The sequence below is a fragment of the Peribacillus sp. AS_2 genome (assembly GCF_026891895.1).
GTDB lineage: Bacteria > Bacillota > Bacilli > Bacillales > DSM-1321 > Peribacillus > Peribacillus frigoritolerans.
Genome location: NZ_JAPTGA010000011.1, coordinates 1 through 18,972, shown reverse-complemented (window position 1 = coordinate 18,972; position 18,972 = coordinate 1). Strand labels below are relative to the sequence as shown.

General features: G+C 44.4%; 18 protein-coding genes and 21 tRNA genes. 8 read left to right on the top strand and 31 right to left on the bottom strand.

The window, feature by feature from the left end:
• The first annotated feature begins 60 nt into the window (after positions 1-60).
• On the top strand, positions 61-327 hold the full coding sequence (locus OTG27_RS19005) for a DUF6154 family protein (protein WP_372464619.1): 267 nt from the start codon (positions 61-63) through the stop codon (positions 325-327).
• 96 nt (positions 328-423) lie between these two features.
• On the opposite strand, the gene OTG27_RS19000 is transcribed toward OTG27_RS19005, so the two are convergent.
• The gene (locus OTG27_RS19000) at positions 424-864 is read right to left on the bottom strand and encodes a Dps family protein (RefSeq protein WP_048686502.1); all 441 of its coding nucleotides are present in this window, start codon (positions 862-864) and stop codon (positions 424-426) included.
• Positions 865-988: 124 nt separating this feature from the next.
• Here OTG27_RS19000 and ytzI point away from each other — a divergent pair, with 124 nt between their 5' ends.
• The gene (gene ytzI, locus OTG27_RS18995) at positions 989-1,144 is read left to right on the top strand and encodes a YtzI protein (RefSeq protein ID WP_034310518.1); all 156 of its coding nucleotides are present in this window, start codon (positions 989-991) and stop codon (positions 1,142-1,144) included.
• Between the two features lie 37 nt (positions 1,145-1,181).
• On the opposite strand, the gene OTG27_RS18990 is transcribed toward ytzI, so the two are convergent.
• Positions 1,182-1,655 carry an S-ribosylhomocysteine lyase gene (locus tag OTG27_RS18990; protein WP_034310515.1) on the bottom strand — a complete coding sequence of 158 codons (474 nt, stop codon included), beginning with the start codon at positions 1,653-1,655 and terminating at the stop codon, positions 1,182-1,184.
• Between the two features lie 194 nt (positions 1,656-1,849).
• On the opposite strand from OTG27_RS18990, the gene yidD reads away from it, so the two are divergent.
• Positions 1,850-2,086 carry a membrane protein insertion efficiency factor YidD gene (gene yidD / locus OTG27_RS18985; RefSeq protein WP_268937840.1) on the top strand — a complete coding sequence of 79 codons (237 nt, stop codon included), beginning with the start codon at positions 1,850-1,852 and terminating at the stop codon, positions 2,084-2,086.
• Positions 2,087-2,207: 121 nt separating this feature from the next.
• Positions 2,208-3,158: a metal ABC transporter solute-binding protein, Zn/Mn family gene (locus OTG27_RS18980; protein WP_268937753.1), complete on the top strand. Its 951-nt coding sequence runs from the start codon at positions 2,208-2,210 to the stop codon at positions 3,156-3,158.
• 133 nt (positions 3,159-3,291) lie between these two features.
• Here the strand turns inward: OTG27_RS18980 and OTG27_RS18975 are convergent, their stop codons facing one another.
• On the bottom strand, positions 3,292-4,356 hold the full coding sequence (locus OTG27_RS18975) for a DctP family TRAP transporter solute-binding subunit (protein ID WP_063574838.1): 1,065 nt from the start codon (positions 4,354-4,356) through the stop codon (positions 3,292-3,294).
• Positions 4,357-4,496: 140 nt separating this feature from the next.
• Between OTG27_RS18975 and OTG27_RS18970 the strand changes: the two genes are divergently transcribed.
• Complete coding sequence (locus tag OTG27_RS18970) at positions 4,497-6,107, top strand: ATP-binding protein (protein WP_268937752.1); 1,611 nt, start codon at positions 4,497-4,499, stop codon at positions 6,105-6,107.
• The gene (locus OTG27_RS18965) at positions 6,100-6,795 is read left to right on the top strand and encodes a response regulator (RefSeq protein ID WP_268937751.1); all 696 of its coding nucleotides are present in this window, start codon (positions 6,100-6,102) and stop codon (positions 6,793-6,795) included. Before OTG27_RS18970 ends, OTG27_RS18965 begins: the two co-directional genes overlap by 8 nt.
• A gap of 46 nt (positions 6,796-6,841) precedes the next feature.
• On the opposite strand, the gene OTG27_RS18960 is transcribed toward OTG27_RS18965, so the two are convergent.
• The 7 genes from OTG27_RS18960 to OTG27_RS18930 form a co-directional block, all read right to left on the bottom strand.
• Positions 6,842-6,988, bottom strand: coding sequence for a hypothetical protein (locus OTG27_RS18960; RefSeq protein WP_153246142.1), 147 nt, complete (start codon positions 6,986-6,988; stop codon positions 6,842-6,844).
• Positions 6,989-7,339: 351 nt separating this feature from the next.
• Positions 7,340-8,443, bottom strand: coding sequence for an o-succinylbenzoate synthase (menC, locus tag OTG27_RS18955; RefSeq protein WP_268937839.1), 1,104 nt, complete (start codon positions 8,441-8,443; stop codon positions 7,340-7,342).
• On the bottom strand, positions 8,440-9,921 hold the full coding sequence (locus tag OTG27_RS18950) for an o-succinylbenzoate--CoA ligase (RefSeq protein ID WP_268937750.1): 1,482 nt from the start codon (positions 9,919-9,921) through the stop codon (positions 8,440-8,442). The genes menC and OTG27_RS18950 overlap by 4 nt, the downstream gene beginning before the upstream one ends.
• Before the next feature lie 86 nt (positions 9,922-10,007).
• Complete coding sequence (menB, locus tag OTG27_RS18945; RefSeq protein WP_370029151.1) at positions 10,008-10,820, bottom strand: 1,4-dihydroxy-2-naphthoyl-CoA synthase; 813 nt, start codon at positions 10,818-10,820, stop codon at positions 10,008-10,010.
• Between the two features lie 7 nt (positions 10,821-10,827).
• The gene (gene menH / locus OTG27_RS18940; RefSeq protein ID WP_268937749.1) at positions 10,828-11,649 is read right to left on the bottom strand and encodes a 2-succinyl-6-hydroxy-2,4-cyclohexadiene-1-carboxylate synthase; all 822 of its coding nucleotides are present in this window, start codon (positions 11,647-11,649) and stop codon (positions 10,828-10,830) included.
• Positions 11,646-13,397 carry a 2-succinyl-5-enolpyruvyl-6-hydroxy-3-cyclohexene-1-carboxylic-acid synthase gene (gene menD / locus OTG27_RS18935; protein WP_268937748.1) on the bottom strand — a complete coding sequence of 584 codons (1,752 nt, stop codon included), beginning with the start codon at positions 13,395-13,397 and terminating at the stop codon, positions 11,646-11,648. Before menD ends, menH begins: the two co-directional genes overlap by 4 nt.
• Entirely contained in the window at positions 13,390-14,799 is a 1,410-nt protein-coding gene (locus OTG27_RS18930; protein WP_106027639.1) for an isochorismate synthase, read from the bottom strand. Before OTG27_RS18930 ends, menD begins: the two co-directional genes overlap by 8 nt.
• Positions 14,800-15,096: 297 nt before the next feature.
• Here OTG27_RS18930 and OTG27_RS18925 point away from each other — a divergent pair, with 297 nt between their 5' ends.
• Positions 15,097-16,017, top strand: coding sequence for a 1,4-dihydroxy-2-naphthoate polyprenyltransferase (locus OTG27_RS18925; RefSeq protein ID WP_063574831.1), 921 nt, complete (start codon positions 15,097-15,099; stop codon positions 16,015-16,017).
• 151 nt (positions 16,018-16,168) lie between these two features.
• Positions 16,169-16,918, top strand: coding sequence for a TraR/DksA C4-type zinc finger protein (locus OTG27_RS18920; RefSeq protein ID WP_268937747.1), 750 nt, complete (start codon positions 16,169-16,171; stop codon positions 16,916-16,918).
• 41 nt (positions 16,919-16,959) lie between these two features.
• Here OTG27_RS18920 and OTG27_RS18915 read toward each other — a convergent pair.
• The 21 genes from OTG27_RS18915 to OTG27_RS18815 form a co-directional block, all read right to left on the bottom strand.
• Positions 16,960-17,031: transfer RNA gene (locus OTG27_RS18915), tRNA-Glu, on the bottom strand.
• A 3-nt stretch (positions 17,032-17,034) separates the two neighbouring features.
• Positions 17,035-17,125 (bottom strand) — tRNA-Ser (locus OTG27_RS18910).
• A 1-nt stretch (position 17,126) separates the two neighbouring features.
• Positions 17,127-17,201, bottom strand: a tRNA-Asn gene (locus tag OTG27_RS18905).
• A 12-nt stretch (positions 17,202-17,213) separates the two neighbouring features.
• A tRNA-Ile gene (locus tag OTG27_RS18900) sits at positions 17,214-17,290 on the bottom strand.
• Positions 17,291-17,295: 5 nt separating this feature from the next.
• Positions 17,296-17,369 (bottom strand) — tRNA-Gly (locus OTG27_RS18895).
• Positions 17,370-17,373: 4 nt separating this feature from the next.
• Positions 17,374-17,449 (bottom strand) — tRNA-His (locus OTG27_RS18890).
• A 17-nt stretch (positions 17,450-17,466) separates the two neighbouring features.
• A tRNA-Phe gene (locus OTG27_RS18885) sits at positions 17,467-17,542 on the bottom strand.
• Positions 17,543-17,565: 23 nt separating this feature from the next.
• A tRNA-Asp gene (locus OTG27_RS18880) sits at positions 17,566-17,641 on the bottom strand.
• 6 nt (positions 17,642-17,647) lie between these two features.
• Positions 17,648-17,721, bottom strand: a tRNA-Met gene (locus tag OTG27_RS18875).
• Positions 17,722-17,824: 103 nt separating this feature from the next.
• Positions 17,825-17,917 (bottom strand) — tRNA-Ser (locus tag OTG27_RS18870).
• Positions 17,918-17,937: 20 nt separating this feature from the next.
• Positions 17,938-18,014: transfer RNA gene (locus tag OTG27_RS18865), tRNA-Ile, on the bottom strand.
• A gap of 10 nt (positions 18,015-18,024) precedes the next feature.
• Positions 18,025-18,101: transfer RNA gene (locus OTG27_RS18860), tRNA-Met, on the bottom strand.
• 28 nt (positions 18,102-18,129) lie between these two features.
• Positions 18,130-18,205: transfer RNA gene (locus OTG27_RS18855), tRNA-Ala, on the bottom strand.
• Between the two features lie 17 nt (positions 18,206-18,222).
• A tRNA-Pro gene (locus OTG27_RS18850) sits at positions 18,223-18,299 on the bottom strand.
• 11 nt (positions 18,300-18,310) lie between these two features.
• A tRNA-Arg gene (locus tag OTG27_RS18845) sits at positions 18,311-18,387 on the bottom strand.
• A 9-nt stretch (positions 18,388-18,396) separates the two neighbouring features.
• Positions 18,397-18,485, bottom strand: a tRNA-Leu gene (locus OTG27_RS18840).
• A gap of 12 nt (positions 18,486-18,497) precedes the next feature.
• Positions 18,498-18,572 (bottom strand) — tRNA-Gly (locus OTG27_RS18835).
• A gap of 8 nt (positions 18,573-18,580) precedes the next feature.
• Positions 18,581-18,662: transfer RNA gene (locus tag OTG27_RS18830), tRNA-Leu, on the bottom strand.
• A 7-nt stretch (positions 18,663-18,669) separates the two neighbouring features.
• Positions 18,670-18,745, bottom strand: a tRNA-Lys gene (locus OTG27_RS18825).
• Positions 18,746-18,767: 22 nt separating this feature from the next.
• A tRNA-Thr gene (locus OTG27_RS18820) sits at positions 18,768-18,843 on the bottom strand.
• A 10-nt stretch (positions 18,844-18,853) separates the two neighbouring features.
• Positions 18,854-18,929 (bottom strand) — tRNA-Val (locus OTG27_RS18815).
• Positions 18,930-18,972: the final 43 nt, after the last annotated feature.

Genomic DNA, 18,972 nt, shown 5'->3' with positions numbered 1-18,972 from the left:
CCCAGAGGTTTTTTTGATAACCTACATATAAAGAGATAACGGATTTCTAATAAATGTGAGGTGAAAGTTTTGAAGTTAATTGAAGAATTATACAATATGTACCGTGATAAGATGACTGGTGATGAAGAAGATATTGATATGCTTACGTTTGCGGTTCTGGAACAGCTTGACCGCAAGGAAATTTTCGAATTGCTTCAAGAGATGGATGATCAGGAACTAACCAATTTAATGGGCCTTTACATTATTGAAACGTTAAAAGGGAAGTTTGCTCAAAATAGTTTGAGCGACACGAAACCTACACATTTTCCGCCTAGGAATATTCATTAAATACATACCATGTCAGGTGTCCCTCTTTTGATGGATGCCTTTTTTATAGGTTTAACCGAAAAAAAAGCCCTACCGAAGCAGGGCTTTTCCTAAATCTTAATGTCCTAAATACGCACGCAGCATCCAAGCATGTTTGTTTAAGCTTTTCTTCATGCCTGTCAGCATATCGGCCGTAACCGGATCTTCTTGTTCGGCAACTTCGATGATTTCCAGGAACTCTTCGGAAAGCTTTTCAAAATCACTTATGACGCTTTGGACCATATCTTCTGTATTTTCATTACCTGTCGCTTCTTCGATCGTCGTTAATTCCATGTACTCTTTAAGGGTAGCAACCGGCTTTTCACCAATGGCCAATAGTCTTTCAGCCAATTCGTCATAGTTGGATGTCACTTCTTTATATAACTCTTCCAATTTTTGGTGAAGTTCAAAGAAGTGCGGTCCATTCACGAACCAATGGTAATTATGAATTTTTGTATAAAGAACACTGAAGTTTGCTATTTCCTTATTCACTAAAGTTCCTAATTTTTTCTGGGCCATAAATATCTACCTCCGTAAGTTGGTTATACCTTTATAATTCCCTCTATTCGAAAATTGAAACATTATCTGACTCGGTTCTTATGCTAAAATGAATCTAAATTGTGAACGTTAGGAGCTGTAAAGTATGATTACGGTTTTAGTTATCTCCATTATTGTGATTCTGATTGTATTGGCACTATCGGTCTTAACCATCGGAAAAGGTTACAGCTACAAGCATACAGTCGATCCGGTCAAACCTTTGCCAGAGGATGAGGGAAAAAAAGAAGAACCCGAGAAATGAAAAAAGTTCCTGTCACAAATGGACAGGAACTTTTTTATTAACCGAAAACTTTATGAAGATCTTCTTTATCTTGTGCAAGCCAGAAATTCATTAATTTCTTAGCTCCTTCAAGATCATGCAATTTTGCTTGGCCGCATTGTTTTTCGTTTGCAGCAGGAATTTCGGTAATTGTAACAGCATCCTTGAATGTATCTTCAAGAACATCGATGATTTCCGTCACAGTCGGCTCGCCGCTGACCACAAGGTAATATCCTGTTTGACATCCCATTGGCGAAATGTCGATAATATCAAAGTGATCGAAGCGCTCGGAATGCTTACGGATATTGAATGCAAGCAAATGTTCCAGGGTATGGATCGTGTCCGGCTTCATCGCTTGTTTATTCGGCTGGCAAAAACGGATATCAAATTTATTAACAACACCGTCTGTTCCTACCTTATGGACACCGCAATGTCTAACATATGGGGCTTTAACAGCGTTATGATCTAATTCAAAGCTTTCAACTGAAGGCATTTAATTCACTCCTTAATTGTATGTCATCTCTATTTTACCTTGAATAACAATATATTTCATCCTTTAAAATTAATTCTCATTATATCAATCGGATTGCCAATAGGCTCATTCCTTTTTTACCCTTTTGGGAAATTTAGAAAATATGCTATAATTGAGGGTAGTCAATTTACTCGAAAAGAGCTGAAAGCATCGTGATGAAAAAAATAGTAATGGGAGTCATCCGTTTTTACCAAGTTGCCATTTCTCCATCAAAACCGCCCACCTGCCGTTTTTATCCAACTTGTTCCCATTATGGTTTAGAAGCGGTCAATCGTTTCGGACCTATAAAAGGAAGCTGGTTAGCACTCATCCGGATTCTTAAATGTCATCCGTTTCATCCAGGGGGCATTGACCTTGTTCCCGAAAAAAAAGAAAAAAGTAAGGACCAATAGAAAAAACCCTTGCTTTCCTTTGCAATCTTTTGTATCATACAGAAGTCAAATCGTAATCATTTCGTTTTTACCATATAAAATTCAAATCGTAATCAATACGAATTATAAAGGAGCATATCATATGAAAATTCGAGCATGGCTCTCCCTTTTCCTTGTTACTGCGGTATTTCTGTCAGCCTGCGGCAACTCAAAGGGAGAATCGAGTAAAGAAGAAACCAAGGATGCCTTGGATATATATACGACAGTTTACCCTTTACAATACTTCACTGAGGCCATTGGCGGGGAGTACGTGAATGTCGAGACGGTTTATCCTCCAGGAACGGATGAACACTCATTCGAACCCTCACAAAAAGATATTGTGAAAATGGCTGAATCAGACCTGTTTTTCTATATTGGCTATAATCTTGAAGGCTTTGTAACCAAAGCTGAACCAATTCTAAACAAAGAAGGCGTCAGCACAATTGCGGTGGGTGAAACGGTTCATCTTGATGAAGAGGAGCATGAGCATGAAGACGAACATGCAAATGAAGAAGACGGTCATGACCATGGGGGCGTTAATCCGCATTTGTGGTTAGATCCCGTCTATTCCATTGACATGGCTAAAACCATCAAGGATGAATTAACGAAAAAAATGCCGGAACAGGAAGAATATTTCAACAGCCATTTCAATGAGCTCTCCGAAAAGCTTGAGGCACTAGATGAAAAATTCGCGACGACGATCGAGTCAGGCCGTACCAATAAGATCATCGTTTCCCATTCTGCATATGGTTATTGGGAGGAACGCTATGGATTGGAACAAATTGGCGTCACAGGACTAACGTCTTCAAACGAACCTTCTCAAAAGGAACTGGGGAAAATCGTAACCATGGCTGAAAAAGAAGACTTGAACTATGTCATCTTTGAGCAGAATATCAGTTCTAAACTTACCGAAATCATCCAAAAGGAAATGGGAGCGAAATCACTTGAGCTCCATAACCTTTCCGTGTTGACGGAAAAAGATATCGAAGCTGGCGAAGATTACTTCAGTTTAATGGAAAAAAACGTCAAGACACTGCAAACTGCCTTGCAATAGACGAGAAAGAAGCGGCTCCCTTTGGATTCGCTTCTTTTTTGTACCTCGGTACTCTAAAGAGTTCTTGGAGTTTCGGTTCCTGACAAATATAAAGAAGAAGGGAACCCCTTTCATTGGGATTCCCTTACGTTAGTTATTCCTTTAAGTACTTCTCACGGATCTTTTCCATTTTCGTCATCAATTCGGTTCCAATCGTGGATTCGAATTCCGGATAGATGACGGTCATCTCATCCATCCATTCTTTCTTTTCTTCATCTGACAGTTTATAGATGTCGATATTCGATTTTTGCTGGATTTCCCTTAGCTGTTCCTGATTCAATTCATTTGATTTGATCCATAGCCATTTCGTTGTATCATCCATCGCCCGTTGGATTTGCTGCTGAATATCCAACGGGAGTTTGTTCCAAAACTGCTCGTTTATCATGACTACATACCCTAAATAGCCATGATCACTGATCGTTAAATACTTTTGCACTTCATATAATTTCTTGGAATAGATATTCGAAATCGTATTTTCCTGGCTGTCCGTTTCGTTGATTTCAAGGCTTTTGAACGTTTCATTAAACTCCAGGACAGAAGTTGTCGCTCCAAAATGCTTGAATTGGCTTTCCAGGACTGCACTTGGCATGATTCTGAAATGCTTTCCTGCAAAATCACTTGGATGCCGTATCGGCTTACTGCTTGTAATCTGTTTATAGTTATTCGACCAAAATGCGAGTCCTTCGATATCGATGATATTCAGCTGCTTGAGCAGCTCTTCCCCCACTTCCCCATTCAACGCTTCCTGCAAGGCCTCATCCGTTGGAAAGACGTAAGGGAGGTCCAATAGCATCCATTTCTTTGATATGCTCGTTATTTTAGATGCAGTCGGTGCAATCATCTGCACCTTGTTTTCTTGTAATGCCTCAATCTCTTCCTGATCACTATATAATGACTGATTAGGATAAACTTCTATTTTGACACGATGGTCTGTATATTCATCGACAAGTTGGGCAAATCGGTTTGCAGCTAGCCCTTTAGGTGTATTTTCGGCAACGACATGACTGAACTTAATCACGATTTGATCCTTCATCCCGACCTGCTCCTTATCCTTCGGCAAATTGAAACCGAAGCTTGTAAAGAACGATTGAAACGATATATACACGGCTATCAACAGCCCCAAGCCAATTAACAAGAAATACCCCCATAATGCACGCATACCGACAACTCCTCACCGCTCACTTCACATTATCACTATTCTATCACAGCTTATTGCTGTCGTATTACACTGCGCGAAAAATAGCGAAAAGTGATAGAAATTCTGTTACTATTAAGTATAGAAGTAATGGAGGAAAACCAATGGATAAACCCTTTCATATGCCCATTCAAATTAAAATCACCCTGCTATCATTCGTAATCGTCGCTTTTTCGATACTTATAGGCGGGATTTTTATATTCGGAAATATCGTTTCGGTCAGGGAAGATGAAATCGGCAAACGATCCATGATTACAGCCCATACCATTGCCGAACTCCCTGAAGTACAGAAATTGGTCCGTGAGCCTGAAGGATGGACGCAGCTTAACCCGATTATTGAAAACTTAAGAAAAATCCATCAAGCGGATTATATAGTTGTACTTAACAATCAGCATATACGCTATTCCCACCCGGTGTTCAGTCAATTGGGGACCCCATCCAGCAGCAGTGATGAAAGCGCTGCGTTCGCAGAACACGAATACCTTTCAAAGGCTGCTGGCGAACTTGGCATTTCCGTCCGCGCCTTTGTCCCGATCCTTGATGGAGATAGAGAGCAAATCGGCGTCGTGCTGGTCGGGAATATCCTGCCTACGATACCGGAATTAATCAAGGACCTGAAAGGCGAAATCGCGATTATCCTGGTCCTTACCCTTCTATTCGGTGTTTGCGGCTCTTGGCTCATGGCAAAAAGGATAAAAAAAGAAACCTTCCAACTGGAACCCCATGAAATTTCACGAATGTTGGTTGAAAGGACAGCCGCTTTCAATGCCATGCATGAAGGGGTCATCGCCATAGATAATAATCAGGCCATCACGATTTTCAATGAAAAGGCTAAGCAGATATTCAAGATCGAAGGTGCGGTCATAGGCAAGAATATCAATGATATCATACACGATACCCGTCTCCCGGAAGTGCTCAATCGGACATCTCCCATCTTCAATCAGGAAATCTCCGTTCAAAACAGGAATATTGTAAGCAACCGGGTACCGATAAAGATTGCGGATAAAACGATCGGTGCCGTGGCCATTTTCCAGGATCGCACCGATGTGACGAAGCTAGCTGAAGAGTTGACTAGTGTCAAAGCATTCGTTGAAGCCCTGCGCGTTCAAAACCATGAACATATGAACAAACTTCATACGATAGCAGGATTGATCCAGCTAGGTAATCTTGACGAAGCGCTGCATTACATTTTTCAGATCACGGAAGAACAAGAGGAATTGACCAGGTTTTTAACGAAGCACATTCACGATGATAATTTAGTGGGGCTGATATTAAGTAAGATCTCCTTGGGACGGGAACTCGGGATCGAGCTCATCATGGACAAACACACAAAATTGGACCGCTTCCCCGCTGGTTTGGATCATCACGATTTTGTTTTGATAATCGGAAACCTGATCGAAAACTCATTCGCAGCGCTAAAGTATTGTTCAGAGGAAACAAAACAGGTTTATCTATCCATCTACCAGGACGAACGTCATTGTCAAATCGTGCTTGAGGATAATGGACCCGGCATTCCCGAGGACATTCATAAAGATATTTTTGAATATGGTTTTACAACAAAAGGTGCGGAAGGATCAGGAATTGGTCTTTATCTAATAGACCAAATTGTAAAAAAAGCGAACGGCGAAATGAAATTCACGACACGCCCTAATGAGGGAACAAGCTTTTTTCTTTCTTTTCCGATGCATGATATAGAGGAGAACCAAAATGACTAACGAAATTCGTGTACTATTAATTGAAGATGACCCAATGGTCCAAGAGGTCAACAAACAGTTCATCGAGCGCCTGCCTGCCTTTAAAATCGTTGATACAGCTTCAAATGGGCTTGAAGGTCTGGAAAAAATCAGGCAGTCTAGACCCGACCTTGTCATTTTGGACATCTTCATGCCATCTTTAAACGGGGTTGATACACTTTATCAAATTAGAAAAGAGCAAATTGATGTGGATGTTATCATCATTTCAGCGGCAAATGATCAGAAAACGATTCGAAAAATGATACAGAACGGGGCTTTTGACTATTTAATCAAGCCATTTAAATTCGATAGGCTAAAACATACGCTGGAACAATATTATGCTTTTCGGATGGAGGTTGAACCTGATCATCAAATTTCCCAAAATCAGCTCGACCGAATCCTCTTTCAAAATAAGACACATTCTGAAGCGCGTCCGAAATATGATGTTCCGAAAGGATTGAATGGCGCGACTCTTGAGCAAGTGACGAAGTTCATAAAGACCCAGCCTGGGTCACTATCGGCAGAAGAAGTGGCTGATGGAATTGGAATAGCCAGAGTTACAGCTAGGCGCTATCTTGAATACTTGCATGGCGAAGAAGTCCTTCAGCTTGACGTTCAATATGGCAGCATAGGCCGTCCAGTCAATAGGTACCGGCTAAAAAAACCTTAAACGCATGGGGACCGGCTTGAAACGGTTCCCTTTTTACTTTCATTCTTTACGCACCTGTCTTCCGGTCATATAGGCCCCACTTTCGCTTCAAAAGAAACAGCTCGCACTCCTTCAAAGCCGTCACTTCTTTTATGACATAGTCAGGCATGCCCCTTCTTAGTAGAATTTCCGCAATAAGGTACGGTTTTTTCATACACTCTCCCCTCCTTTTCCCTTTGGTTGCCCTTCTTTTCATTCATTATACAAAATAATCCAATAAAGGAAAAATAGACAAAGCCCCATTTTCCGAAAAAATTATGTTTTATCGGGCCATTTAAATGGTTTTTCTGAAAAATCTGCAGACAAATTAAAAATGTTCAGGTTGATTTCAGTCAGCCGTACCCTTTCCTCCGACTGTTAGTATCCTATTAAAATCATGTTCCAAAAGGGTGGGGTTTCCGTCCAATAAAGTACGAATTGGGTAAGTTGCATAGATCGTGGGAGTACAAGGAGATATGGTCAATATTTGATCAAAAGAGGTGGGCCGTGCACCTCCTTTGATGTTTCATTTGAACAGTTTACTATATGTAGTCAATTCCTTTAGCCGCTTTTCATTGATGGCAAAACCGATTCCAGCTTTATCGGGAACTTGGATCATGCCATTTTCGACGATGACTTCAGGATCGATTATATCTCCATCCCAATAACGGGATGAAGATGATATATCCCCGGGAATCGTGAACCCTTTTAATGAGGCAAGTGCAATATTATGTGCACGTGAAATGCCAAATTCAATCATACCGCCGCACCAAACGGGCACATCATTTCCCAGGCATAGATCATGGATTCTTACAGCTTCCATCCAGCCGCCGACTTTAGCCATCTTAATGTTGATGACCCCACAGCTCTGGAGCGACAGTGCACTTTTTGCATCATGAAATGAATTTATGCTTTCATCAAGGCAAATGGGTGTCTGCAGCTGTTTCTGCAAAAATGAATGTTCCACAATGTCGTCATGCCCCAGCGGCTGCTCAATCATCATCAGCTTAAAGTCCTCAAGCTTCTGCAGATGTGGGATGTCATCAAGAGTGTACGCTGAATTGGCATCTGCCATTAGCGGGATATCGGGATAGGCCCGACGGATTTCCGCTAAAAACTCCAGATCATTTTGAGGATTTATTTTTATTTTATATCGCTGATAACCGGAATCGGAAAAATCCTCGATCTGGCGCATCGCATCTTCTATATCATTCGATGCAATGACTACGCCAGCGGCCACTTCCCTTCGTTCGCCGCCAAACAGCCGTCCGAGGTAGACTCCTTTCTGCTTCGCATACAAATCGAGGATTGCCTGCTCTAAAGCCGACTTCGCCATTGCATTCCGCCTGATTCCGCTCCATAAGTTCGGCAGCTCATCAGGATGCCTGATCTGACTGGCCAATGTCAGCGGGATTAAGAAGTCTTCCAACATATGAAAGCATGTTTTGATCGTTTCCTCGGTATACCAAGGACTTGTAAAAGGCACAGCTTCCCCGTATCCAATCAATCCGTCTTCATCCATGGCTTCGACTATTATCACTTCCCGGTCGCTTACCGTTTCAAGATGCGTCTTGAATGGCCGCTTTAAAGGGGCCTTAATGAGCTTTAGGGAAATGGAGGATAACTTCATTGCCATTCCCCCATCTCCTTCTTCAGTTCCCGTCTCAGAAGCTTGCTTGCTCCATTCCGGGGAAGCTCCTTACAAAATATCACGTTCCTGGGAATCTTATAGGGTGCCAAATACTCCTTGCAATATTCGAGCAGTTCGCTCTCACCTAGCTCTGCACCTTGATGCAGGACAACAAAGGCAAGCGGGACCTGTCCCCATTTTTCATCTTCTGTCCCCGTCACTCCCGCTTCGAACACATCGGGGTGCGTACTAAGGACATTTTCAATCTCGGCCGGGTAGACATTTTCACCGCCGGAAATGATTAAATCCGAGCGTCGGTCAAGCACATATAAAAAACCTTCCTCATCGAGATAACCAAGGTCCCCAGTATAAAGCCATCCATCGATAATGGCCTGCTGTGTAGCATCCATCCGATTAAAATAGCCTTTCGTCACATTCGGACCCGATACCACGATTTCCCCCACTGCACCCGGTTCACACATCGTGCCGTCTTTCTCAATCCGTAACTGCGAAGGAAACAAAGGCTTTCCCGCAGAGCCGATTTTTGTCATGCTATATTCTGGTGCCAGCGTCACAATCTGTGAAGACGTTTCGGTCATCCCATATGTTTGATAGACAGGAATCCCTTTCTCCTTACATACCTCAAGCAAATGGACGGGTGCAGGGCCGCCGCCCAACAGGAAACAGCGGAAGGTTTTTGGATAGCTTGTTCCCTTCATATCCTGCACCATCCTATTTAGCATCGCCGTCACGACCGAAATGATCGTCACGCCATTTTCCTGGATGCTCCGGTTTGCTTCCCGTTCATCAAAACGTTCCGCCAAAACGACTTTCATGCCATAAATCACATTTTTCATCAAGATGGATAAACCGCTAATATGAAAGATCGGAACCGCACAATACCAAGAATCTTCTTCATGCAATCCAAGGTTCAAAACAGACCCTACGGCACTCCACCAATGGTTGCCGAATGTTTGGATCACCCCTTTTGGATTTCCTGTCGTGCCAGATGTATACATGATCGTAGCGGTATCCTCAAGGTAAAACTCTTGAAGTATCACTGCTGTGCCTTCATCCGGCAATTCTTCCATTAAGTGAAGCTTCAAATCCGGGAGAATCTCACCAATATCAGCGAGTTTGCCGGAGAAGGACCCTTCCGAAACCAGATAGGCAGTTTTGCTGTCCTCGATCTGCCAGGACAGCTCTTTTGCCGTTAGCTTATTATTCAGCATCACAATCTTCACACCCAGATGAAATAGTGCATGGATAACGACAACACCATCAATATGGTTACGGAGCAAAACCGCGCATGAATCGCCAGCGCCCAGACCAATGCTTGAAAGCCTTCCAGCCATCTTCTCCGATAAAGTATACAGTTCAAGAAAGCTATACGTATGACCTTCAAACTCAATTGCCGGGCGATCCGGTGAAAGATGCGCCCGATTTTTAAGCCAGTTCGGCAACTTTTCTTCTGCCATTACTGCTTCCCCTCTTCCTTTTTGATATAGAAAACAGCCCGGCGATTTTCCGCCAAGCTGTCAGTCTCATCGATTCACGCGTTTCATTAAGGGAAACGAGGGAATTGCCCAAAGTCCGGAGTACGTTTTTCTTTGAATGCATCGCGGCCTTCTTTTGCTTCTTCTGTTGTATAGTATAAAAGTGTAGCGTCACCAGCCAATTGCTGAAGACCTGCAAGGCCATCCGTATCAGCGTTCATTGCCGCTTTCAGGAAACGAAGTGCAGTCGGGCTCTTCTCAAGCATTTCTTCACACCATTTAACCGTTTCCGCTTCTAATTGGTCTAAAGGCACGACCGTGTTGACCAATCCCATATCCAATGCTTCCTGTGCATTGTATTGACGGCATAGGTACCAGATTTCACGTGCCTTTTTATGACCCACGATACGTGCAAGGTAGCCAGAACCATAACCAGCATCAAAGCTTCCTACATTCGGTCCAGTTTGTCCGAAAATTGCATTGTCAGCAGCAATCGTCAAGTCACATACCACGTTCAGGACATTACCTCCGCCAATTGCATATCCTGCCACCATGGCTACGACTGGTTTTGGAATGACGCGGATCAAACGTTGCAAATCAAGAACATTTAGACGCGGAATGTTATCTTCACCCACATATCCGCCATTTCCGCGGACTTTTTGGTCTCCGCCTGAACAGAATGCTTTGCCGCCTACACCTGTTAAAATAATGACACCAATGCTGGAATCATCACGCGCCCTTGCAAATGCATCAATCATTTCAGCAGTCGTTTTTGGCGTGAATGCATTATGTACATGCGGTCTATTGATGGACACTTTCGCAATCCCGTTATATTTTTCATATAAAATCTCATCATATTCACGTATTGTTTCCCATTGAATCGTCACATTAATTCCTCCTTATATTTCGCTTTAAAAACTCACTTATTATTTTACCAAACTTTTCTCCAACTTCCACATGAATCGCATGTCCCGCATCATTTATTATTTTCCATTCGGCTCGCTTCAGCTCTTTTTTCATCGAGTCCGCTATTCGACAAAACTTATGGTCAAGTTCACCGGTTACAAGGAGCACCGGGAAATCAAGGGTTTGCAGTTGTTCCCAGTAAGAAGCCTGACTGCCGGTCCCCATGCCAAGAAGGCTATTGGAAAGGCCGGCAGGGTCATTTGCCAGCCGCTGCTCCCGAATGGCCGACCTGGTTTTGGCCGACAGCCGTTTTTGGCTTTCAAACAGCGGGATGTTTTCCCATTGATCCACAAACGCTTCCATGCCATTTGCAAGAATCCGTTCGGCAAGCCTCCGATCATTTCCCCTACGGATTTCCCGTTCCTCTTCTGTTAAAAGACCCGGTGAAGCACTCTCCAGTATCAATGTATCAACATATTCAGGATACAAACAGGCAAATCCCAATCCGAGCCTTCCGCCCATCGAGTATCCAAGAATATGGGCTTTCGGGAAATGTAACACATCCAAAATATACTTGATATCCTCAGCCACATTTTCCAGCTCATACCTTCGATAGTCGTCTGGTGATGCAGACATGCCATGTCCGATGATGTCGACCATGATCAGCGTATACCTGTCACTCAGTAGCGGGATGAGAAATTTCCATGTATCCCGATTTCCCGTAAATCCATGCAAAAGTACAAGAGGATCCCCATTTCCCGTTATTTCAACAGCATAATTGACATCCTTGCTGACAATATTCATGATATTTCCCTGTCTAACACCATTTTTATTTCCTGGGAAACAAAGCTCCACAAATTTCGATGCTTTTGCAGATTGGACTCTCTTTCTGTCGGTACTTCGATGATTTTCAGACCTTGAATTTCGAACGACTCGGTAAATACTTTCTCGAACTCATCCCAATTTTGCACCTTGTTGTATTTACCGCCATAAAGTTGGGCAGTATGTGAAAAATCAAGCCCATGAGGCGTGCCGAATAGCGTTTCGAAATGTTCCCTCTCATTCGCCTGCGGCAAGAAGGAAAAAATGCCGCCGCCATCATTATTAACCAGCAAAATCGTGAAATTTTGTTTTTGAAGTTTTGCTGCAAGCAAGCCATTCATATCATGGAAAAAGCTTAAATCCCCGATTGCCAGCACTGTATTTTTCGATACCGTGCTCACGCCAAGTGCAGTGGAAACGACACCATCGATGCCATTCGCCCCGCGATTGGCAATGGTTTGGATTCCCTTTCCATTATTCAAAAAGAAAGTATCCAAATCACGTATAGGCATACTATTCCCGACAAATAACGTCGACTCCAATGGCATCATATCAGCAAGCAAAGCGAACAGCTTGCCTTCGCTTAACTCCGCTTCATCCCTGACGGAGGCTAAGGCATCCTTCGTCGCACCGTTGACGGTTTGCCATAAGCGAAGCCATTCATCATCAGGGGAAGAAGTAATGCTTTGAGCTATTCGCAGACAAAAATCTTTCTCTTCGCTGTAAATCATATTCGTTGCCAAACCGGCTGGTTCTCGCCAGCCTGCTCCGCCATCGACGACCAAAGTAATCGCCTGTTTTTGTTTTTTCATGAATAACAATAACGGTTTAGATACAGGCATTGCCCCGAATCGCAAGATCACTTCCGGCCTGAACGCCGCTTTTGCCGTTTCATCGCGCAGAAACGTATCGTACGCATCAATGATGACGGCTTTATCATGACTTCCGCTCCTTAACTGTGAAAGGGGATCAGCCAGTACCGGAAAAGCAAGTTTTTTCGCTAATGCGACTATGGCTTCCTTCATCTCTGGATGCGGTAATTCGCCACATACAATGATACCTTGCTTAGCTTTTGACAATGTAGTTGCAACCGCTTCTAATTGTGATGCGGACAATGACCGTTCTCCACTGTCAATCAACACTGCAGGCGACCTTTTAGTTTGCCGGTACTCCTTTGCTTGCTCCAGGTCCGGAATCAATGGTTCTCGAAGCGGGAAATTCAAATGTACAGGCCCTGCCGGTTCAGCGGCCGCAGTAGCCACTGCCCTTGCACCGACCGTTCTGGCATACCGCATCATCCCTTCAGTGCTTTCAGGAAGAGCCATTTCGACAAACCATTTTACATGTCTCCCGTAAAGGTGTATTTGATCGATCGCCTGCGGGGCTCCGACATCTCGCAATTCATGCGGACGGTCAGCGGTAAGTACAATAAGCGGCACTCTTGAATAGAAAGCCTCGATGACGGCTGGGTAATAGTTTGCAGCGGCTGTACCGGACGTACAAAGAAGTCCGACAGGTTCTTTTAAGGCCTTAGCCAAACCAAGGGCAAAAAAAGCAGCCGAACGCTCATCCACATTAATATGAATTTCGATATCAGGATGTTCCACTAGCAGCAAAGCCAGTGGCGTGGATCGTGAACCTGGGCTCACCACCACATGCTTCACCTCATTTTGTGCAAGCTCATCGACGAATGAAGCAGCATACGCTGTCAATGCATCTCGGTCATTCATTAAGATTTCCTCCTAAAGCACTTAACATCGGATTGAATTTAATCCCCGTTTCCCTGAATTCACTTTCGGGTGTCGAATCTTCCACTACTCCGCATCCGGCAAAGAGCGATGCCTCATTGTTCTGTATCAAGGCAGAACGTATCCCTACAGCGAATTCCCCGTTCCCATACGTATCCACCCAGCCTAAAGGACCCGCATAAAATCCGCGTTCCAGACCTTCCAATTCCCGAATTCGGACAACAGCCTTTTCTTTTGGAAGTCCTCCCATGGCAGGGGTGGGATGGAGGTTCTCGACAAATTCAAAAATCGTGACACCTTCCTTGGATATACCGCGAACCGGTGTGTACAAATGCTGGATATGACGGTTTTTCATAAGTGTCGGTCCGGCTGGGACCATCACCTTTTCGCATAAAGAATCAAAAGCATTGGATATCATCGACACGACATATTGATGCTCTTGTAAATTCTTTTGGTCATGAAGCAATTCTTCACCAAGACAAACATCTTCTTGCTCATCTTTCCCTCGCCGCATCGATCCGGCAAGGCAGGTAGAAAAAACTTCATTTCCCTGTTTCTTAATCAAACGTTCGGGAGTGGCACCGACAAAACAGTCACCACCAGCCTCCAAACTGAAAATATAACTCAATGGCTGCTCAGCAATCAATTGTTCAAGCACTTTCCCCGAATCGATGGAACGTTCAAAACCAAGTCGAAGCTCCCTTGCCAAAACAATCTTGTCGAGATCTGTCGTCTTGATTTCCTGAACAGCCTCTGCGACCGTCCGCTTCCATTCCTCAGGTTCGACTTCCCTCTGCATAACAAGGGAATTTGCACCCAATCCATTGCCATCCAAGCTTTCGAAGAGGAAAGCTTCCCGTTCATTTATCATATCTATGAAGAGTTTTTCTGAATCATCAGGCGAACAAAGTAAGTTTGTCGTTAAGTAAGCTTGTTTCCCCACTATTGACAGCATGAAGGCAGGTATATAAAACAGGTTGTCCCCGAACTGATTCCAAAGGAGCGTACTGTCAGTTTCATAATCAAAAGAAAAGCCCCCAAACAGTAAAGGACCTGTCGCTTCTACATCGGTCACTCCTGTTTTGACAGCATCATTCTGCAGTTTGATCCAGCTCTTTTCGACTTCTCTATAACGTTCGGCATTCGATGCCGCTTTGAGTTTCTTAACATTGCCTAAACCGGTGATGGTTATTTCCTTTGCAGGGTCCTCCCAGAAAAAACGTTCACCTGCATACCGTTCTCTTCCAGCTTGATAAAATGAAAGGGGGCTGTTGCATTTAATCTTCTTAATATGACTGAATAGAACTTGATCATTCAAGTCCTTCGCCTTTTGTATAGCTGAAGCCAGTCCCTGAAACTGTTCAGTTTCCTCTGAGATAGCCAAAAAAATCCCCCCAAATGTACATTTTAAAAGCTATTTAACCTATTTAAAGATACACCTCCCTTGAACCTCATGTCAATAAAACGCCCCTTTACCGAACGATTCTTCCCTGCTTTTTTCCTTATTATATGAATCTTAGCGAATGTAGAGAAATACCCTTGATTTTGGAAATGAATCACCCATGAATTTCAATTACACCCATACCACTTTTCCTGCATTTATTAGGATAACCTTTTGTGCAACATTTCAATATTTGTTATAATTTCGAGAGAACCAATAATGATTTTGAGGAGAGAAATAATGCAAACAGAATACGACGGACTTCCCCTTAAACGGACCTGGAAGATTTGGTGGGAGTTAATTCGTCCACATACACTAACCGCTGCTTTTGTCCCAGTCTTACTTGGAACTGTGATTGCACTTTTGGAAGATGGAGTGAATTGGTTACTATTCGCTGCCATGATGGTTGCAAGTATCCTGATTCAAGCTGCAACCAATTTATTCAATGAATACTATGATTTCAAGAGAGGCCTGGATACGGAGGAATCCGTAGGCATCGGAGGCGGGATCGTCCGACATGGGATGACCCCCAGACTAATCATGAACTTGGCCCTTGGCATGTATGCCATCGCCTTGATCATTGGAATCTATATCTGTGCCGCATCGTCTTGGTGGCTAGCTGCAGTAGGCCTCGTTTGCATGCTTGTCGGCTATCTTTATACAGGCGGTCCCCTGCCCATTTCATATACACCGTTCGGGGAACTTTTTTCTGGATTGTTCATGGGCTTTTTGATAATCCTGATCGCCTTTTTCATTCAAACCGGTGATGTTTCTTCAACAGCCATCTTAATTGCCATTCCAAGTGGGATACTGGTAGGGCTGATCAACTTATCCAATAACCTCCGGGATCATGATGGGGATAAGGCACATGGCCGCAAAACGATGCCAGTCGTGATGGGCAGGAAAAACGCCCTGACATTCATGGCAATCATGTTCGCTTTCTCTTATCTATGGCTTGTTGGGCTCGTTCTTACCGGAAGCGTTACGGCTTGGATTCTCCTTGCCTTCCTTAGCATACCGAAGGCAATGGCCGCAATAAAAGGCTTCGTAGGTAAAACACAGCCGATCACGATGGTGCCGGCAATGAAAGCCACTGCCCAAACGAACACCTTCTTTGGCTTACTCATGGCCATTGGATTATTCATCAGCTATCTTATATAGTCTCCGGGGACTGAGCCCATCCGCTCAGTCCTTTTTTCTATCTTCCGTTCCATATTGTTTTCCTATACTCCGATTCGGGTAATAGATAATACAACCACCTTACCAATATAAAAAGAGATTTGGACTTTAGTTTAGAAGGAGTGAATTGGATATGGCAACGAAACAACAAACGCAAAAATTAAAAAAAGAACTGCTTCAGGAAAAAAATGAGCTATGTAATAGAATTCAAGATGATGAACAATCCGTTCTGGATAACAGCCAGACGGAATCCGTAGGTGAATTATCATCCTATGATAATCATCCTGCAGACCTAGGGACCGAATTATTCGAGATGGAACGGAATCAAGCACTCGATGAGCATGCACAATCCGAAATGGAGAAAATAGAAGAAGCTTTGAAAGCCATGGAAGAAGGATCGTATGGCCATTGTAAAACCTGCAATAAGGAAATCCCCATCGAGAGGCTTGAAGCGATCCCAAGCACCCTCTACTGTGTCGAGCATGCCCCAGAACGAACGCTTTCACAAGACAGGCCAGTGGAAGAGGATATACTGATTCCATCCAAGGGTGATCATTTTGAAAATCGTCATGGAATCGAAATGGCGGCTAAAGAAGATAGCTTTGGTGAAGTGGCCAAATTCGGTACATCAGAAACGCCATCTGATTATACCGGTGATCATGACAATTACAATGATCTTTATAAAAACGAGGATGAAACCGATGGATTTCCTGAAGACTATGAAGGATTTGCCGCAAATGATATCGAAGGAAAAACGAGAGTGGATATACCGAACAAAAAGCAAAAGGAATATGAAGATACCCTGAAAGAAGAAAATATAGAATCTCAACTTGGAGACATTCCCTATAAACAAAAAGATGGTTATATCAGGGAAAATAAATGAAAAAAAGAAGCATACATGATTGTATGCTTCCTTTTTTGTTATGACCCGTACGGGATTCGAACCCGTGTTACCGCCGTGAAAGGGCGGTGTCTTAACCGCTTGACCAACGGGCCAACTGGCGGAGAAGGAGGGATTTGAACCCTCGCGCCGCTCGCGCGACCTACACCCTTAGCAGGGGCGCCTCTTCAGCCTCTTGAGTACTTCCCCATGGCTCCGCAGGTAGGACTCGAACCTACGACCGTTCGGTTAACAGCCGAATGCTCTACCACTGAGCTACTGCGGAACAATATGAATATGGTGGGCCTAAATGGACTCGAACCATCGACCTCACGCTTATCAGGCGTGCGCTCTAACCAGCTGAGCTATAGGCCCATATTTGGAGCGGGTGAAGGGAATCGAACCCTCATCATCAGCTTGGAAGGCTGAGGTTTTACCACTAAACTACACCCGCGAAATGGGGCGACTGATGGGAATCGAACCCACGAATGCCTGAACCACAATCAGGTGCGTTAACCACTTCGCCACAATCGCCGTAATTTTGTAAGATATGGTGGCTCAGGACGGAATCGAACCGCCGACACAAGGATTTTCAGTCCTTTGCTCTACCGACTGAGCTACTGAGCCACATATGTATTCAATTTAAATAATGGCGGTCCCGACGGGAATCGAACCCGCGATCTCCTGCGTGACAGGCAGGCATGTTAACCGCTACACCACGGGACCTAATAATTGCGGGGACAGGATTTGAACCTGCGACCTTCGGGTTATGAGCCCGACGAGCTACCGGACTGCTCCACCCCGCGACGGTAATAATGAAACGATTAGCATCAAGCTTTCGTGAATATTGTTTCGTCCGCATCCTTTATGTAAGGTTGTTTTAAAACAACTTGCTGCTTTTAGAAAAAATGGAGGAGGTAGAGGGATTCGAACCCCCGCGGGATTTGACTCCCCTGTCGGTTTTCAAGACCGATCCCTTCAGCCGAACTTGGGTATACCTCCACGGCTTAAAAAAATGAATATGGTGGACCTTGTAGGACTCGAACCTACGACCGGACGGTTATGAGCCGTCTGCTCTAACCAGCTGAGCTAAAGGTCCTTATATTTATTGGTAGCGGCGGAGGGGATCGAACCCCCGACCTCACGGGTATGAACCGTACGCTCTAGCCAGCTGAGCTACACCGCCAATATAATATAAGTTTCTGATTGAAAAATGGTGGAGCCTAGCGGGATCGAACCGCTGACCTCCTGCGTGCAAGGCAGGCGCTCTCCCAGCTGAGCTAAGGCCCCATTCATTAAAAATCACGTGGTCGGGAAGACAGGATTCGAACCTGCGACCCCTTGGTCCCAAACCAAGTGCTCTACCAAGCTGAGCTACTTCCCGCAATAAAAACATGGTGCGCCCGGCGGGAGTCGAACCTACAACCTTCTGATTCGTAGTCAGATGCTCTATCCAATTGAGCTACGGGCGCATATTATGATGGTGCCGAGGACCGGAATCGAACCGGTACGGTAGTCACCTACCGCAGGATTTTAAGTCCTGTGCGTCTGCCAGTTCCGCCACCCCGGCACATACGAAAAGTGGAGCGGAAGACGGGATTCGAACCCGCGACCCCAACCTTGGCAAGGTTGTATTCTACCACTGAACTACTTCCGCATGAAAGATGCGGGTGAAGGGACTTGAACCCCCACGCCTTGCGGCGCCAGATCCTAAGTCTGGTGCGTCTGCCAATTCCGCCACACCCGCATATAAATGGTGAGCCATGAAGGATTCGAACCTTCGACCCTCTGATTAAAAGTCAGATGCTCTACCAACTGAGCTAATGGCTCGTGCTTGTACTATCTTAAAAAGTGGTGCCGGCAAGAGGACTTGAACCCCCAACCTACTGATTACAAGTCAGTTGCTCTACCAGTTGAGCTACACCGGCAGGTGTAAAATGGTGGAGGATGACGGGATCGAACCGCCGACCCTCTGCTTGTAAGGCAGATGCTCTCCCAGCTGAGCTAATCCTCCATATGAAACCTGCTTGGCGACGTCCTACTCTCACAGGGGGAAA

Bases quoted from the DNA above. Each gene is read 5' to 3' on its own strand.
- menD (WP_268937748.1), bottom strand. From the start codon at position 13,397: ATGAATGACCGAGATGCATTGACAGCGTATGCTGCTTCATTCGTCGAT.
- menC (WP_268937839.1), bottom strand. From the start codon at position 8,443: ATGAAGTTATCCTCCATTTCCCTAAAGCTCATTAAGGCCCCTTTAAAG.
- OTG27_RS18960 (WP_153246142.1), bottom strand. From the start codon at position 6,988: ATGAAAAAACCGTACCTTATTGCGGAAATTCTACTAAGAAGGGGCATG.
- ytzI (WP_034310518.1), top strand. From the start codon at position 989: ATGATTACGGTTTTAGTTATCTCCATTATTGTGATTCTGATTGTATTG.
- yidD (WP_268937840.1), top strand. From the start codon at position 1,850: ATGAAAAAAATAGTAATGGGAGTCATCCGTTTTTACCAAGTTGCCATT.
- menH (WP_268937749.1), bottom strand. From the start codon at position 11,649: ATGAATATTGTCAGCAAGGATGTCAATTATGCTGTTGAAATAACGGGA.
- OTG27_RS18975 (WP_063574838.1), bottom strand. From the start codon at position 4,356: ATGCGTGCATTATGGGGGTATTTCTTGTTAATTGGCTTGGGGCTGTTG.
- OTG27_RS18970 (WP_268937752.1), top strand. From the start codon at position 4,497: ATGGATAAACCCTTTCATATGCCCATTCAAATTAAAATCACCCTGCTA.
- OTG27_RS18925 (WP_063574831.1), top strand. From the start codon at position 15,097: ATGCAAACAGAATACGACGGACTTCCCCTTAAACGGACCTGGAAGATT.
- OTG27_RS18965 (WP_268937751.1), top strand. From the start codon at position 6,100: ATGACTAACGAAATTCGTGTACTATTAATTGAAGATGACCCAATGGTC.
- OTG27_RS18920 (WP_268937747.1), top strand. From the start codon at position 16,169: ATGGCAACGAAACAACAAACGCAAAAATTAAAAAAAGAACTGCTTCAG.
- OTG27_RS18980 (WP_268937753.1), top strand. From the start codon at position 2,208: ATGAAAATTCGAGCATGGCTCTCCCTTTTCCTTGTTACTGCGGTATTT.
- OTG27_RS18950 (WP_268937750.1), bottom strand. From the start codon at position 9,921: ATGGCAGAAGAAAAGTTGCCGAACTGGCTTAAAAATCGGGCGCATCTT.
- OTG27_RS18990 (WP_034310515.1), bottom strand. From the start codon at position 1,655: ATGCCTTCAGTTGAAAGCTTTGAATTAGATCATAACGCTGTTAAAGCC.
- OTG27_RS19000 (WP_048686502.1), bottom strand. From the start codon at position 864: ATGGCCCAGAAAAAATTAGGAACTTTAGTGAATAAGGAAATAGCAAAC.